Raw genomic sequence first — 12,963 nt, 5'->3', positions numbered from 1 at the left:
GGCATCCTGCTCGACACCGTCCCACTCCTGCCACTCCAACTCATCCACCCGCGAATACCGATTCCGACCCAGCAACTCGTCCAACTCCGCGTCCAACTGGTCTTCCTCAGTGATGAAACGCGCATCATCCGGGGCCTCGGAACCAGTCAGGTGGTACAGATCGTCCGGGACGTAGCCATCGTCCAGCGGCTCGCAGTTGCAATGGATCCGCGCGATGCCGCGATGAGGGCCCGCATCGGAGCGCGAGGCGGTATCGGCCGCGACCCACGAGTCGCTGCCCACCTCTGCCCCAACGCTCACCATGGACCCATATTAGAACATCTGTTCCCTTAAACTCAACTTCTCACATGGCCCGCGACGCGTAGGGATCTGGCGAGCCTGGCGTACTCGAGGTGGGTGAGGTCGAGCCCTTCCGCGCCGTAGGCCAGCAGGAAGCGCACAGTGCCAGGCTCACACAAGGCGGCGAACAGGTCGTGCTCGCGCGGCGCGAGCATCACGTGACCCCAGTCGATCGCCCGCGCCCGTTCGATCACCACTTCGAGCCGGTCGACGTTGGCCAGAACCTCGTCGCGGCGATCGGCGAGCCAAGGGTGGTCGTGCCGGTCGCGCAGCGCCTCGATGCACCACTCGCGCAGATCGGCCCGAGGTAGGAGGAGGTCCGCGATGTCGTGTACGGCGCGCATCGCCTGAGCAATCGCCACGGTGTCGTTACCCGTTGCCTGGCGGCCCCCGACGTACGGGAACACGGCGTAGCTGACGCCAGAGTTTTGCGAACCAGCAACTGTCGGTGAACGCATCCGCTTCGAACCCGCCCGGATGGACCCGCAGCTCGCCCACCTCGAGACCGAAGGCTTCGCGGATCTGAGCTGTCGTCGGCGGTCGTACATCGCTTCACATCGAGCCGGGAGACTACCGGTGACGAGCGAAGCCGAGTCGGCCTGTTGTCACGGGACGAAGGCGCGTTGGGAGCGGTGGCGGAACTCACTCGGGGTGAGGTCGTGGGCGGTGGTGAAGCAGCGGGTGAAGTAGGACTGGGTGGTGAAGCCGCAGCGGGTTGCGATCGTGGCGATCGGGGTGTTGGTTGCTGCTAGCAAGGATGCGGCGTGTTCCAGGCGGACGTCGGTGACGAAGGCGGTGGGGGTGACGCCGTAGGCCGCGCGCATCGAGCGGGACAGGTGTGCGGCGCTGACGCCGGCGAGTTCGAGTAGGCGCGGTACTCCCCCGCGGAGGTTCTCCTCGGCGCGCATCGACGTACATGCTCGCGCCAGCCAGTCGGGTACGCCGGGACCGGGGGCGTCGACCGGTGCGAGCAGTTCGACGAGATCTGTCCAGAACCGCAGCAGGTCGTAGGTGCTGGGATTGTCCTGGAAGCGGGCCAGGGCGTGTTCGAAGCCGGCGATTGCGGCCGGCTGGTCGAAGCTGATCGGTCCGCGAGCGGCGGACCAGCTGGCGGTCGGGTCGGTGCGGGTCAGGTCGAGGAAGCCTTGCCAGACCGCGCTCGGGAAGGCGACGTTCACGAACTCCAGACCGTCGGGCGCCGAGCCGCGGACGGCGTGCCGGTCCGCCGGACGCACCAGGACGATCGTGCCCGGGGTGAGCTGTTCGACGCCGGTGGTCAGGAGGTGCTCGCCGCTGCCGGACACGACTCCCATGAACTCGTGGAAGTCCGCGTGCGTGTGCAGTTCGGTGTCGCGGGCGCGGGCCGGGATTCGGACGCGCGCCGCGTGGTACGGCCGGCCGAACGCGTGCGCCTCGAAGCGCAGGACCTGATCCACCTCATCACAGTACAAATTCTCGTCGCCGGGCTGCTAGTGCCCGGCGGTGCCAGAGCCGCACGCTGAAGGCATGTTCGAAACAGACGGCTACGTCATCTTCCGCGACGTCATCGACCAAGACCTGATCAAGGAAGTGAACGACCATGTCGAGTGGCTGCAGGCCCGGCATCCCGAGGTCCGGCCCGAGCAGCTCGGGCACATCTATCTGCGCGACGACCCGTTCTGGGTCCGGCTGGTGAGCGACGACCGGCTCGTCGACATCGCCGAGAAGTTCATCGGGCCGGATATCGCGCTGTTCGCGTCGCACTACATCTCCAAGCCGCCGTACTCCGGGCAGCCGGTGCTCTGGCACCAGGACGCCGCGTTCTGGCCGCTCGACCCGATGGAGGTGGTGACGCTCTGGCTCGCCGTCGACCACTCGACGCCGGAGAACGGATGCGTCCGGGTGATCCCGGGAAGTCACCGCTCCGCGGTCGCCGGGATGCGCGACAACACCGACGTGGAGAGTGTGCTCGGCAAGGAGATCGCGGTCGAGGTCGACGAGGCGCAGGCCGTCGACATGGTGCTCGCACCGGGCGATGTCGAGGTGCACCACCCGAACATCGTGCACGGCAGCACCGCGAACACGTCCCCGCACCGGCGCTGCGGGCTGACGATCCGGTACATCCCGACGTCGACGCGGATCACCGACCCGGAGTCGCCGTACCCGAGTGCGTTCCATCTGCGCGGTGAGCCGGGGGTGAACAGCTACCAGCCGCGGCCGCAGTACGTCGAGGGCCGGCACTTCCCGTTCGCCAGCGCCTCCTGACAGGCGAAGAGCCCGCCCCGAGTCGGGGCGGGCTCTTCGGTGACTCACTCGAGGCAGATCCGGAACGGGTGCCCCGCGGGGTCGGCGTAGATCCGCCAGCCGCGCGCGTTGTCGGCGGGCGGCGGGTCCAGCGGATCGAGCGGCTCAGCTCCGAGGGCGACCACGGTCGCGTGCCCGCTGGACAGATCCTCGACGATCAGGTCGAGATGGAGATCCTGCGCGTCGGTGCCGGGCCACGTGTCCGGCACGTACTCCTCCGAGCGCCGGAAGGCCAGCGTCGAGAACCCCAACGACGAGCCGGGGCCGGTCAGGCTCCGCCAGTCCTCGTCGCCGTTCTCGTCGATCTCCAGCCCCAGCAGCGCCGAGTAGAACTGGGCGAGCTCGAGTGGGTCCGGGCAATCCAGGACCACCGAGCCGAGCCGCCCGGCAGTACTGCCCGGCTGCTCTGCCACCTGCGTCATCTGTCCTCCACATTCGATGTCAGCCTGCTCCGCATGAGGGGCAGGTCCGGCCAGGGCCCACTTGTCGGAAGGCCCGGCCGCCTACGATGACAGGTCGCGGGGACAATTCGCACCTTTCGACACGCGTTCTCGGCCAGTGAGCCGGTCGCTGACAGTGAAGGTTCGAGCGCGCTACCTCTCAAGCCGGTGTACGCCGGTAGCGCGACGGCGCTCGCCGAGCTTGCGGATCTTCGCCCGCGTCCCGCAGTCCTCCATCGCGCACCAGCGGCGCGAACCGTTCCGGCTGCGGTCGAGGAACAGCCAGCCGCAGCCTCCGTCGTCGACCGGGCAGGCCCGCAACTGGCGCAACTCGACGCCCCGCACCAGTTCGACCGCCGCGACCACCAGCCGGTCCGGGATCAGCTGCGCCGGCGAGGTCCCGACGACCAGTTCCGCGATGCCTCTCTCGCGGCCGGTGTCCGTGCCAGGGTCCGGGATCAGCATCGACCGCGCGGCGGCCGCCGACCAGCGCAGCATCAGCCGCTCGAACGCGGCGCCCTCGCTGTGCTTGACGCCGTCGGCCGCGACCACCGCACCGGCGGCCCGCGGCGCGAACACGTCGTACGCCGCCTCGCGGATCTCGAGCGTCGCGCGCAGGGCCTTCGCGGCCAGCTCCGGCGACGAGCGCCAGGTGCCCTCGACGGCGCTGTAGTCGCGCAGATCGATCAGCCCGGCCCGGCGGGCCCAGGCGACCAGCTCGGCGGGCGACGTCAGGTAGTCGTGCTCCACGGCACCGCCTCGCACCCGTGGGGTGACCGTGTTCACCAGGTCGAGGGCAGGGTGTCCGCCCACGATGCGGAATTCCGCAGGAGAACTGTCGGTCACGGATGAGATGCTACCACCATACGATCCTTTACTGGAATCAGGTGTCAGGATGCCTCTCACGTCCCGCCGCGCCGCCGCGGCCCTGCTCATGCTCTCCGTCGGCACCTTCTCGTACGTCACGATCGAGGTGCTGCCGATCGGTCTGCTGACCGTGATGGCCGGAGATCTCGACCGGTCCAACTCCCAGATCGGCCTCCTCGTCTCCGGGTACGCCGTGATCGTCGTCCTCACGTCCATCCCGCTCACCCGGCTCACTCACAGGTTCCCGCGCCGCACGGTGCTGAGCGGCACGCTGGCCGTCGTCGCGGTGGCCAACCTGCTCGCGGCGGCCGCACCGACGTACGAGGTCCTCTTCGGCGCCAGGCTGGTGACCGCGCTGTCGCAGGCGCTCTTCTGGTCGATCGCCCCGTCCATCGCGACCAGTCTGGTTCCGCCGGACCAGCAGGGCCGGGCTGTCGCGCGCATCTCGATCGGTGCGGCACTGGCGTCCGTTCTCGGCGTACCGCTGGGCACCTGGCTCGGCACGAACACCAGTTGGCGGATCCCGTTCCTGCTGACCGCCGGGCTGGGCGCTGCGCTGTTCGCCGGCGCTATGACGCTGCTGCCGCGGGTAGAGGTCCAGGACGCGACGACCAGGCGGGGCAAGGCCCCGGATGCCCGCCGGTACGCCGCCGTGGTTGCCGCTGCAGCGATCGGCGTTACCGGGTTCATGACCTTCAACACCTACGTGACGCCGTTCCTGCTGGAGCTGTCCGGCTTCGGGACGGCCGCACTCGGACCGGTCCTGCTGGCCAGTGGGCTGGGTGGTGTGGTTGGCGCGGCTCTCGTGGGACGGGTGCTCGACCGCCATCCCTGGGCAGTACTACTGCAGGCGATCCTCCTGGTCGCCGCAGTGCTGCTTGGGCTTGCCGCATTCGGCCAGTGGAAGGTACCGACGGTCGTACTCATCGCCGTGGGCGGCCTGGCCTATAGCGCGATGGCTGTCGCTCTGCAGACCCGGACACTGCAGGTGGCTCCCATCAACACCTCGCTGGCGTCAGCTGGGACCAACTCCGCCTACAACCTGGGGATCGCCGCCGGCGCACTCCTGGGCGGTGTCCTCATCGACCACTCCAGCGTCCGCAGCGTGGCCACCGTGGGAGGTTTGCTGGTGGTCCTCGCGGCCCTGGTCGTGCTGAGCGAGCCACTGCTGGCTAGGACTCGAGTCGGCATGCCAGAGTGCCGGGACGACCACGCCGTTCGTGAAGAGCCTGCCTGACGCGCCCGCGTGCTTCTTCGAGGTCGAGGCGGCCGGTCTGCGCTGGCTGGCCGTCCCCGGCGGCGCCCAGGCGATCGAGGCCGCCAGGCGGTATTGAAGGCTCTTGACGTAATGCCGGGAGCCGCGAACACTTTCGATCATGATTCCGCAGCCCACAGCGCAGCAGGCGCTCCCGGACGAGACCTTCACGCTGCTGTCCGACGCCACCATCGGCGTCGACGAGCAGATGCAGACGATTGCCGACAACCTCGCCGCGCAGCTCCGGCGGTCGACCGGTTTCGCGCTCCCGGTCCAGCAAGGCACCGGCACGATCACGCTGTCCGCCAACGGTCCGGAGTCATTGGGTGCCGAGGGCTACGAGTTGCGCGCGGACGCGTCCGGCGTGACCATCACAGCGGCGACCGCCGAGGGCTTGTTCCGCGGCGTCACCACCCTCCGCCAACTCCTCCCCGCCAAGGCTGAGGCCGGCAGCGAGCAGGACGGTCCGTGGGAGGTCGCCGGTACGACGATCTCGGACTCCCCGCGGTACGGGTACCGCGGCGTGATGCTCGACGTTTCGCGGCACTTCTTCACCGTCGACCAGGTCAAGCACTTCATCGACCTGGTGTCGCTCTACAAGATCAACCGGCTGCACCTGCACCTGTCCGACGACCAGGGCTGGCGGATCCAGGTGGACACCTGGCCGCGCCTCACAGAGCACGGCGGCAGTCAGCAGGTCGGCGGCAGTGCGGGCGGCTACTACACGAAGGCCGACTACGCCGACCTCGTCCAGTACGCCGCTGAGCACTACATCACCGTCGTACCGGAGATCGACACCCCAGGACACACCAATGCGGCGCTGGCGTCGTACCCCGAGCTGAACAAGGGTGACCAGGCGCCGGACCTCTACACGGAGACCGAGGTCGGTTTCAGCTCGCTCACCATCGACAAGGACGTGACGTACGCGTTCCTCGACGACGTGTTCCGGGAGGTGGCCGAGCAGACGCCTGGTGACCTCCTGCACCTCGGTGGGGACGAGGCACACTCGACGCCGCACTCGGAGTACCTCGCCTTCGTACCCAAGGCCGCCGAGCTGGTCGTGAAGTACGGCAAGCGGGTGATGGGATGGCACGAGATCGCCGACGGGCCGCTGCCCGCCGGCACCGTCGTGCAGTACTGGGGCACCGAGGACCCCAAGGCGCAGGTGCTGGCGCAGCAGGCGGTGGAGCAGGGCGCGACGCTGGTGCTCTCCCCCGCGAACCGGGCGTACCTGGACATGAAGTACCACGAGGAGACGCCGCTCGGCCTGCAATGGGCCGGACTGGTCAGCGTCGAGCAGTCCTACAGCTGGAACCCGGCGACACTGCTTCCGAACGTGCCGGCCAGCGCGATCGACGGCGTGGAGGCGCCGCTGTGGACGGAGACGCTCGACGACCTGGAGAAGGTCGAGTTCATGGTGTTCCCGCGGCTGCCGGGGATCGCCGAGCTGGGGTGGTCACCCGAGTCCGCGCTCGACTGGACGACGTACCGCGACCGGCTCGCCGAGCAGGGCCCGCGCTGGGAGGTACTCGGCGTGAACTTCTACCGGGCACCGGAGATCGACTGGCGCTAGCTGAGGATGCGGTCCAGTAGCCAGGCCGTGGTCGCGTCCACGTCCTGCTCTGCGACGGTGTGCTGCGTGACGCCAGCTGCGTCATCAGGGGAGTCACGCACCTCCAGCCGGTACACGTACCGGTCCGGCTGCGGCCGGCCGGTACCTAGGTCCTTGGCCACGAGCTCCTGGACTGCGGCCTCCAGCCGGTCGGCGTCCGGCTGGTCGCTGGTGTCCAGCTCGCCGTGCTTGGTCAGCCCGGCGAAACCGCCGCTCCGGGTCACGCTGACGATCATTGTTGCCTCCTCGCTGTTGCCTGACGCGCAACGGTCCCGCACCTGTCCACAGTCGCGCGACACGCCGGGAACTCCGATCAGATTCTTGCGCCCATCACCCGGCGTACCGGGCCATTGTCCTTCGTTGCCAACGCTCCGCCCGCAGCTCCGACCGCGAAACAGCAGGTCGGCGCGGGATTTCGGGTTCCGGACCGCGCGTCCGCCGCCCAGAATTAGCCGTGCACGGAGGGTAACGGGCGGCGACAATCAGCGACACGTGTTTGTGGTCACCCCTACCATCCGCCCGCAGAACGGCTACAGTTATGGCGTTGCAAGTTTGGACTCCCTGACTTTTGCTGTGCTGCATGGCCGGTCTGTCGTCTGGGGCCTTTCGGCGACGCGCGGCTCATGAGGTGTGGGTCGCGGATTGTTAATAGCCATCGAGGAGATAGACAAATGGCTGTCGGTACTGTCAAGTGGTTCAACGCTGACAAGGGCTTCGGCTTCATCACCCCGGATGACGGTGGCGCGGACGTGTTCGCGCACTACTCCGCCATCCAGATGTCGGGCTTCCGTTCGCTGGACGAGAACCAGCGCGTGGAGTTCGAGATCACCCAGGGCCAGAAGGGTCTGCAGGCGGAGAACATCCGCGCGATCGGTTCCTGATCGCCCTTCCAGCACACTGACGAGAGGGCCGCACACCACCAGGTGTGCGGCCCTTTCGCCGTCTCAGCACAGCCGTCTCAGCACAGCCGTCTCACCGCAAGCGCGGTACGACGTCGTTCGCGATCTGCTCGAGGACGGTTTCGGAGCCGGCGTACACGCCCTCGGTGCGGGGCCAGTGGGTGATGACGTCGGTGAAGCCGAGGGCTGCGGCGCGGCCGACGGCGTCCTCGAAGGCGGCTGGGCCGGAGAGTGCGTACCGCTTGGAGTCGAGGGACAAGTAGCGGTCCAGGTGGCGGCCTTCGAGGAGGTCGTCGAGGCGGTGGCTGAGGCCGGCGACGGTGGTCCACCAGCTGTCCAGATCGTCAGCCGCTCCCCCGGTCGTCATCCAGCCGTCGCCGTGCCTGGCGGCGAACTTGAGCGACCGCGGCCCGTTGCCGGCCAGGATGAACGGGACACGTGGTTGCTGGACGCAACCAGGCAGCGTCCGGCCGTTGCGCGTCTCGAAGTACTCGCCCTTGAAGTCGACGCCGTCCGTGGTGAGCAGGGTGTCGAGGAGCCGCACGAATTCCTGGTAGCGGTCCTGCTTGTGCCGCGGTGTCAGGTCGGGCCCGCCCTGGATCGTGGCGTCCAGGCTGCCGCCGGCCCCGATCCCGCACAGGAACCGGCCGTCCGACACGTCGTCGATCGCGAGGATGTCGCGGGTCAGCGCCAGCGGGTGCCGGAAGTTCGGCGAGGTGACGAACGTGCCCAGCTTGATCGTCGACGTGACGAGCGCGGCCGCCGTCAGCGTCGGGGTCGTCCCGTACCACGGTGAGTCCTGAAGACCGCTCCAGGTCAGGTGGTCGTACGTCCACGCATGGTCGAACCCGTACTCCTCTGCCCGCCGCCATCGCGGCGCGGCGTCCTGCCAGCGGTACTCCGGCAGAATCGCGATCCCGAAACGCATGTGCGCACCTTACCGAGTGTGGCCGAAAGCACGATTGTTGCGTTTTGCCACGATCTTCGACACGGTCGTAAGGCAGTCCCCACCCTGTCCCCGACACAACAGAACGGAGGCGCGCCGAAGCGAGGCGTGACTTACCTGTGGCGATCGATATCGACAACCAGGCAGACACCCAAGACCCCGCGACACATCCAGCGATCGCAACACCCCCACCACCCGGGAGCCGAAGTCGCGGCTCCGGACTCGACCGCGTCACCTTCGGTGTCACCGCGGTCATCGCCCTGGCCTTCGTCGCCTGGGGCATCATCGACGCCGCCGGTCTCGGTACGGCGTCCGGCTCGGCCCTCGGCTGGGTCGAGCAGAACACCGGCTGGCTGTTCGTCCTGCTGGCCTCCGGCTTCGTCGTCTACGTGATCTGGCTCGCCGCCGGACGGTACGGGCGGATCCCGCTCGGCCGCGACGACGAGGAACCCGAGTTCAAGACCGTGTCCTGGGTCGCGATGATGTTCAGCGCCGGCATGGGCATCGGGCTGATGTTCTTCGGCGTCAGCGAGCCGCTCACGCACTTCGTCAAGCCGCCGCCCGGTACCGTCCAGGGCGGGTCGCCGGAAGCGCTCGAGACGGCGATGGCGACCACGTTGTTCCACTGGACCCTGCACCCGTGGGCGATCTACGCCGTCGTCGGGATCGCGATCGCGTACGGCACGTTCCGGCGCGGCCGGTCGCAGCTGATCAGCGCGGCGTTCGCCCCGTTGCTGGGACGCCGTACCGAAGGACCGATCGGCAAGGTGATCGACGGGCTGGCGATCTTCGCGACGCTGTTCGGGTCGGCCGCGTCGCTCGGGCTCGGCGCGCTGCAGATCGGTTCCGGTGTCCGGATCCTCGGCTGGCTGGACAAGACCGGGAACGGCGTCATGATCGGCGTGATCGCCGTACTGACCGCGGCCTTCGTGGCCTCGGCGGTGTCCGGCGTTGCGAAGGGCATCCAGTGGCTCTCGAACATCAACATGGTGCTGGCCGTCGTCCTCGCGGTCTTCGTGTTCGTGGTCGGCCCGACGGTGCTGATCCTGAACCTGGTGCCGACCGCGATCGGCGACTACTTCCGCGACCTGGCCGACATGGCCGCGCGGACCGAGGCGAGCGGCGGCGACGCGATGGCCACCTGGCTGTCCGGCTGGACCGTCTTCTACTGGGCCTGGTGGATCTCGTGGACGCCGTTCGTCGGCATGTTCATCGCCCGGATCAGCCGTGGCCGCACGATCCGGCAGTTCGTCACCGGCGTGCTGCTGGTGCCGTCGCTGGTCAGCGTGCTGTGGTTCTGCATCTTCGGCGGTACGGCGATCGACCTGCAGCGGGACGGCACGGACATCGCCGGCGCGTCGACGACCGAGGGTCAGCTGTTCGGCATGCTCGACCACATCCCGCTGAGCGCGATCACGACGGTCATCGTCGTCGTCCTGGTGGCGATCTTCTTCGTCTCCGGGGCGGACGCCGCGTCGATCGTCATGGGCACGCTGTCCGAGCGCGGCGCGATCGAGCCGAAGAAGCCGCTGGTGATCTTCTGGGGCGTGCTCACCGGTGCGGTGGCCGCGATCATGCTGATCGCCGGCGGAGGCGGTGCGGACGCCTTGCAGGGCCTGCAGAACCTCACGATCGTCGCGGCGCTGCCGTTCGCGATCGTGATGGTCGGTCTCGCGGTCGCGCTGGCCAAGGACCTGCGCACCGACCCCTTGATGCTGCGCAGCGAGATCGGCTCGGAGGCGGTCGAGGCTGCGGTCATCGAAGGTGTCAGCACCCACGGCGAGGACTTCGCCCTGGTCGTGAGCAGCGGCGAGAAGCAGGACGACGTGCCTGCTACGAAGAAGTAGGCGTCGGGAACGTGGCTAGGGAGCTCGTGCCGATGCTTCCTAGCCACACCTTCCCGTCGCGTTCGCGGACGCCGGTGGGCATGTGGAAGTCCGGGTGCTTGGCGCGCAGGTCGTGGACCAGTTCGCCATTCTCGTCGTACGCCTGGATCTCGATGATGTCCGCGGCCTTCGGCTTCAGCGCGTCGGGCAGGTTCCAGACGATCTTGCGGAGCACCGGGTGCTTGGGCAGGAGCAGATCGAGTACGGCGTTGCGTGGCGAGCCGACCGCGACCCAGATCAGGCCGTCCGAGCCGCGGGCGATGTTGTCCGGGAGCCCCGGGATCGCGGCGATCTGCACCGGCTCGGCGCCCTCGGTGGTGAGGTCGAGTTTGTAGAGCCCGTACGTCGCGGTCTCGGCCCAGAAGAGAGTACGGCGGTCGCTGCTGAGCGCCACGCCGTTCGGGAAGCCGCGACCGGTCGCCAGCCGGGTGAGCTCGCCGTCGGGCGTACGGCGGTACACGCTGCCGGTCGTGGAGTGTTCGAGGAGATCGGCCATCCACTCGTCGATGCCGAAGCGGGTCGACGAGTCGGTGAAGTAGATCGTGCCGTCCTCGGTGACGTCCGCGTTGTTGCAGAACCGCATCGGGCGGCCGTCGATCTCGGACAGCAACGTGGTGATCCGGTTGTCCTTGTCGAGCGTCAGCAGACCGCGGTTCGCGTCGCAGATCAGCACCTTGCCGTCGGGCAGCCATTCCAGGCCGAGCGGCCGGCCACCCGTGTCGGCGAGAGTGCTGATCGTCTTGCCGTCGGCGCTGACGCGCAGGATGCGGCCGTCGTACAGACCGGTGAGGACGCTGCCGTCGTCGTCGATCAGCGTGTCCTCGGGTCCCGCGCCGGGCAGCGCGACCACCTCGACGTCGATCGCGGCAGGGTGCCGCACCGGCGGCACGGGCGGCGGGGTCCAGCGGACGGGCGCGATCGACGTCTTCATGCGCAGACCCTAGCGCGCCGGAGCGGTCCGCTCACACAACGCACAAGCCCGGACCGATCGGTCCGGGCCAGGCGTCGTAGGTCAGAAGATGACTTCGCCGCGGGCGCGGCGGGCGCGGAGTTTCTCCAGCGCCTCGTCGAGGATCTCCTGCGCCTCCTGCTCGGAGCGGCGCTCCTTCACATAGGCCAGGTGGGTCTTGTAGGGCTCGATCTTCGGCGGCGGAGGCGGGTTGTTCACATCGGTGCTGGTCGGCAGACCGCACCGCGGACAGTCCCACTCCTCCGGGATGGCCGCCTCGACCGCGAACCAGGTCGCGGTCTCGTGCCCGTTCGCACAGAAGAACACGATGCGCTGCCGGGGCGCGGTGTCGCCGCGCTCCGCCTCGCCCATCGGCCCGGCACCGACCCGGCTGCCACGAATCGCACTGCCACCACCAGCCACGGGAACCTACTCCCCCTCAGCCGAGCTTGTAGAGCAGGCCGAGCGCGACGATGGCGGCGAACCAGATCAGACCGACGCCGATCGTGATCCGGTCCAGGTTCCGCTCGGCGACCGACGAGCCGCCCAGGCTGGACGACACCCCGCCACCGAACAGGTCCGAGAGGCCGCCACCGCGGCCTTTGTGCAGCAGTACCAGCAGCGTCAGGAACAGGCTGCAGACGATCACGACGATCGAGAAAGCGAGAATCACGAGGAGTAGCCTAACTGAAGGTCCAGGTAACGGCAGATGCCGGCGAACTCGTCCACCTGGAGGCTCGCGCCTCCGACCAGGCAGCCGTCGACATCCGGTTGGGCCATGATGCCACCTGCGCTGGCCATCTTCACCGATCCACCGTAAAGAATCCGTACCGAGTCGGCGACCGAGGGTGAGATCGTCTCCTCGATCCGGCCCCGGATCGCGGCGATCACCTCCTGCGCGTCCTCCGGCGTCGCGACCTCGCCGGTACCGATCGCCCAGACCGGCTCGTAGGCCAGCACCAGCTTGCGGACGTCGTCCTGCTTCAGGCCGGCCAGCGCGCCGTCGACCTGGGCCAGCGTGTGCGGCACCTGCTCGCCGGCCTTGCGCACCTCGAGCCCCTCGCCGACACACACGATCGGGATCAGCCCGGCCTCGAGCGCCTTCGCCGTCTTGGCGTTCACCAGGGCGTCGTCCTCGCCGTGGTACTGCCGGCGCTCCGAGTGCCCGGTCAGCACATAGGTGCAGCCGAGCTTGCTCAGCATCGCCGCCGAGATCTCGCCGGTGTACGCCCCGGAGTCGTGCGTGGACACGTCCTGCGCGCCGTACCGGATCTTCATCCGGTCACCGTCGACCAGCGTCTGCACGCTGCGAATGTCGGTGAACGGCGGCAGCACCGCCACCTCGACCCGCTCGAAGTCGTGCTTCTTGTCCTGCAGCGTCCAGCTCAGCTTCTGCAGCAGGTGCACGGCCTCGACGTGGTTGAGGTTCATCTTCCAGTTGCCCGCCATCAACGGCGTACGGGCAGCTGTGTTGTCGGCGGCCATGC

The 12,963-nt window shown here is 68.4% G+C and carries 16 protein-coding genes; 5 read left to right on the top strand and 11 right to left on the bottom strand.

What is annotated here, in order from left to right; translation table 11 throughout:
• The 3 genes from E0H50_RS42125 to E0H50_RS42115 form a co-directional block, all read right to left on the bottom strand.
• Positions 1 to 303: hypothetical protein (locus E0H50_RS42125; RefSeq protein ID WP_131296916.1), on the bottom strand; the 303-nt coding region annotated here is incomplete at its 3' end.
• 32 nt (positions 304 to 335) lie between these two features.
• Positions 336 to 797, bottom strand: coding sequence for a hypothetical protein (locus E0H50_RS42120; protein WP_131296914.1), 462 nt, complete (start codon positions 795 to 797; stop codon positions 336 to 338).
• Between the two features lie 147 nt (positions 798 to 944).
• Entirely contained in the window at positions 945 to 1,775 is an 831-nt protein-coding gene (locus tag E0H50_RS42115) for a helix-turn-helix transcriptional regulator (RefSeq protein WP_131296912.1), read from the bottom strand.
• A gap of 70 nt (positions 1,776 to 1,845) precedes the next feature.
• Here E0H50_RS42115 and E0H50_RS42110 point away from each other — a divergent pair, with 70 nt between their 5' ends.
• Positions 1,846 to 2,583, top strand: a complete 738-nt coding sequence (locus tag E0H50_RS42110; RefSeq protein ID WP_131296910.1) for a phytanoyl-CoA dioxygenase family protein — start codon at positions 1,846 to 1,848, stop codon at positions 2,581 to 2,583.
• Between the two features lie 44 nt (positions 2,584 to 2,627).
• Here E0H50_RS42110 and E0H50_RS42105 read toward each other — a convergent pair whose 3' ends face one another.
• Both E0H50_RS42105 and E0H50_RS42100 read right to left on the bottom strand, forming a co-directional pair.
• Positions 2,628 to 3,044 carry a VOC family protein gene (locus E0H50_RS42105; RefSeq protein WP_131296908.1) on the bottom strand — a complete coding sequence of 139 codons (417 nt, stop codon included), beginning with the start codon at positions 3,042 to 3,044 and terminating at the stop codon, positions 2,628 to 2,630.
• Positions 3,045 to 3,215: 171 nt separating this feature from the next.
• Positions 3,216 to 3,908, bottom strand: a complete 693-nt coding sequence (locus tag E0H50_RS42100) for a CGNR zinc finger domain-containing protein (protein WP_165547489.1) — start codon at positions 3,906 to 3,908, stop codon at positions 3,216 to 3,218.
• 49 nt (positions 3,909 to 3,957) lie between these two features.
• On the opposite strand from E0H50_RS42100, the gene E0H50_RS42095 reads away from it, so the two are divergent.
• Together E0H50_RS42095 and E0H50_RS42085 are read left to right on the top strand one after the other, a co-directional pair.
• Positions 3,958 to 5,166 (top strand): MFS transporter, encoded by a 1,209-nt coding sequence (locus E0H50_RS42095; protein ID WP_165547488.1) that lies wholly within the window; start codon positions 3,958 to 3,960, stop codon positions 5,164 to 5,166.
• Between the two features lie 139 nt (positions 5,167 to 5,305).
• The gene (locus E0H50_RS42085; RefSeq protein WP_131296904.1) at positions 5,306 to 6,757 is read left to right on the top strand and encodes a beta-N-acetylhexosaminidase; all 1,452 of its coding nucleotides are present in this window, start codon (positions 5,306 to 5,308) and stop codon (positions 6,755 to 6,757) included.
• On the opposite strand, the gene E0H50_RS42080 is transcribed toward E0H50_RS42085, so the two are convergent.
• A complete protein-coding gene (locus E0H50_RS42080; protein WP_131296903.1) occupies positions 6,754 to 7,032 on the bottom strand; it encodes a protealysin inhibitor emfourin in 279 nt (92 codons plus the stop codon). The genes E0H50_RS42085 and E0H50_RS42080 overlap by 4 nt on opposite strands.
• 435 nt (positions 7,033 to 7,467) lie before the next feature.
• On the opposite strand from E0H50_RS42080, the gene E0H50_RS42075 reads away from it, so the two are divergent.
• Positions 7,468 to 7,677 carry a cold-shock protein gene (locus tag E0H50_RS42075; protein WP_130385526.1) on the top strand — a complete coding sequence of 70 codons (210 nt, stop codon included), beginning with the start codon at positions 7,468 to 7,470 and terminating at the stop codon, positions 7,675 to 7,677.
• Between the two features lie 91 nt (positions 7,678 to 7,768).
• On the opposite strand, the gene E0H50_RS42070 is transcribed toward E0H50_RS42075, so the two are convergent.
• Positions 7,769 to 8,623: an LLM class flavin-dependent oxidoreductase gene (locus E0H50_RS42070; RefSeq protein ID WP_131296901.1), complete on the bottom strand. Its 855-nt coding sequence runs from the start codon at positions 8,621 to 8,623 to the stop codon at positions 7,769 to 7,771.
• Positions 8,624 to 8,760: 137 nt separating this feature from the next.
• On the opposite strand from E0H50_RS42070, the gene E0H50_RS42065 reads away from it, so the two are divergent.
• Positions 8,761 to 10,488 carry a BCCT family transporter gene (locus tag E0H50_RS42065; RefSeq protein WP_131296899.1) on the top strand — a complete coding sequence of 576 codons (1,728 nt, stop codon included), beginning with the start codon at positions 8,761 to 8,763 and terminating at the stop codon, positions 10,486 to 10,488.
• On the opposite strand, the gene E0H50_RS42060 is transcribed toward E0H50_RS42065, so the two are convergent.
• From E0H50_RS42060 to tpiA, 4 genes are all read right to left on the bottom strand, one after another.
• Positions 10,475 to 11,458: an SMP-30/gluconolactonase/LRE family protein gene (locus E0H50_RS42060; RefSeq protein ID WP_131296897.1), complete on the bottom strand. Its 984-nt coding sequence runs from the start codon at positions 11,456 to 11,458 to the stop codon at positions 10,475 to 10,477. The genes E0H50_RS42065 and E0H50_RS42060 overlap by 14 nt on opposite strands.
• An 81-nt stretch (positions 11,459 to 11,539) precedes the next feature.
• Positions 11,540 to 11,899, bottom strand: coding sequence for an RNA polymerase-binding protein RbpA (locus E0H50_RS42055; RefSeq protein ID WP_131296896.1), 360 nt, complete (start codon positions 11,897 to 11,899; stop codon positions 11,540 to 11,542).
• A gap of 16 nt (positions 11,900 to 11,915) precedes the next feature.
• Positions 11,916 to 12,149, bottom strand: coding sequence for a preprotein translocase subunit SecG (gene secG / locus E0H50_RS42050; protein WP_130385521.1), 234 nt, complete (start codon positions 12,147 to 12,149; stop codon positions 11,916 to 11,918).
• The gene (gene tpiA / locus E0H50_RS42045; RefSeq protein ID WP_131296894.1) at positions 12,146 to 12,961 is read right to left on the bottom strand and encodes a triose-phosphate isomerase; all 816 of its coding nucleotides are present in this window, start codon (positions 12,959 to 12,961) and stop codon (positions 12,146 to 12,148) included. Before tpiA ends, secG begins: the two co-directional genes overlap by 4 nt.
• Positions 12,962 to 12,963: the final 2 nt, after the last annotated feature.

Source organism: Kribbella sindirgiensis, assembly GCF_004331435.1.
Lineage (GTDB): Bacteria > Actinomycetota > Actinomycetes > Propionibacteriales > Kribbellaceae > Kribbella > Kribbella sindirgiensis.
The sequence above is the reverse complement of the archived record's forward strand: the minus strand, read 5'-3'. Positions and strand labels throughout refer to the sequence as shown.

Coding starts and splice junctions, on each gene's coding strand:
- E0H50_RS42080 (WP_131296903.1), bottom strand. CDS start 7,032: ATGATCGTCAGCGTGACCCGGAGCGGCGGTTTCGCCGGGCTGACCAAG.
- E0H50_RS42105 (WP_131296908.1), bottom strand. CDS start 3,044: ATGACGCAGGTGGCAGAGCAGCCGGGCAGTACTGCCGGGCGGCTCGGC.
- E0H50_RS42060 (WP_131296897.1), bottom strand. CDS start 11,458: ATGAAGACGTCGATCGCGCCCGTCCGCTGGACCCCGCCGCCCGTGCCG.
- E0H50_RS42095 (WP_165547488.1), top strand. CDS start 3,958: ATGCCTCTCACGTCCCGCCGCGCCGCCGCGGCCCTGCTCATGCTCTCC.
- tpiA (WP_131296894.1), bottom strand. CDS start 12,961: ATGGCCGCCGACAACACAGCTGCCCGTACGCCGTTGATGGCGGGCAAC.
- E0H50_RS42120 (WP_131296914.1), bottom strand. CDS start 797: ATGCGTTCACCGACAGTTGCTGGTTCGCAAAACTCTGGCGTCAGCTAC.
- E0H50_RS42085 (WP_131296904.1), top strand. CDS start 5,306: ATGATTCCGCAGCCCACAGCGCAGCAGGCGCTCCCGGACGAGACCTTC.
- E0H50_RS42075 (WP_130385526.1), top strand. CDS start 7,468: ATGGCTGTCGGTACTGTCAAGTGGTTCAACGCTGACAAGGGCTTCGGC.
- E0H50_RS42070 (WP_131296901.1), bottom strand. CDS start 8,623: ATGCGTTTCGGGATCGCGATTCTGCCGGAGTACCGCTGGCAGGACGCC.
- E0H50_RS42110 (WP_131296910.1), top strand. CDS start 1,846: ATGTTCGAAACAGACGGCTACGTCATCTTCCGCGACGTCATCGACCAA.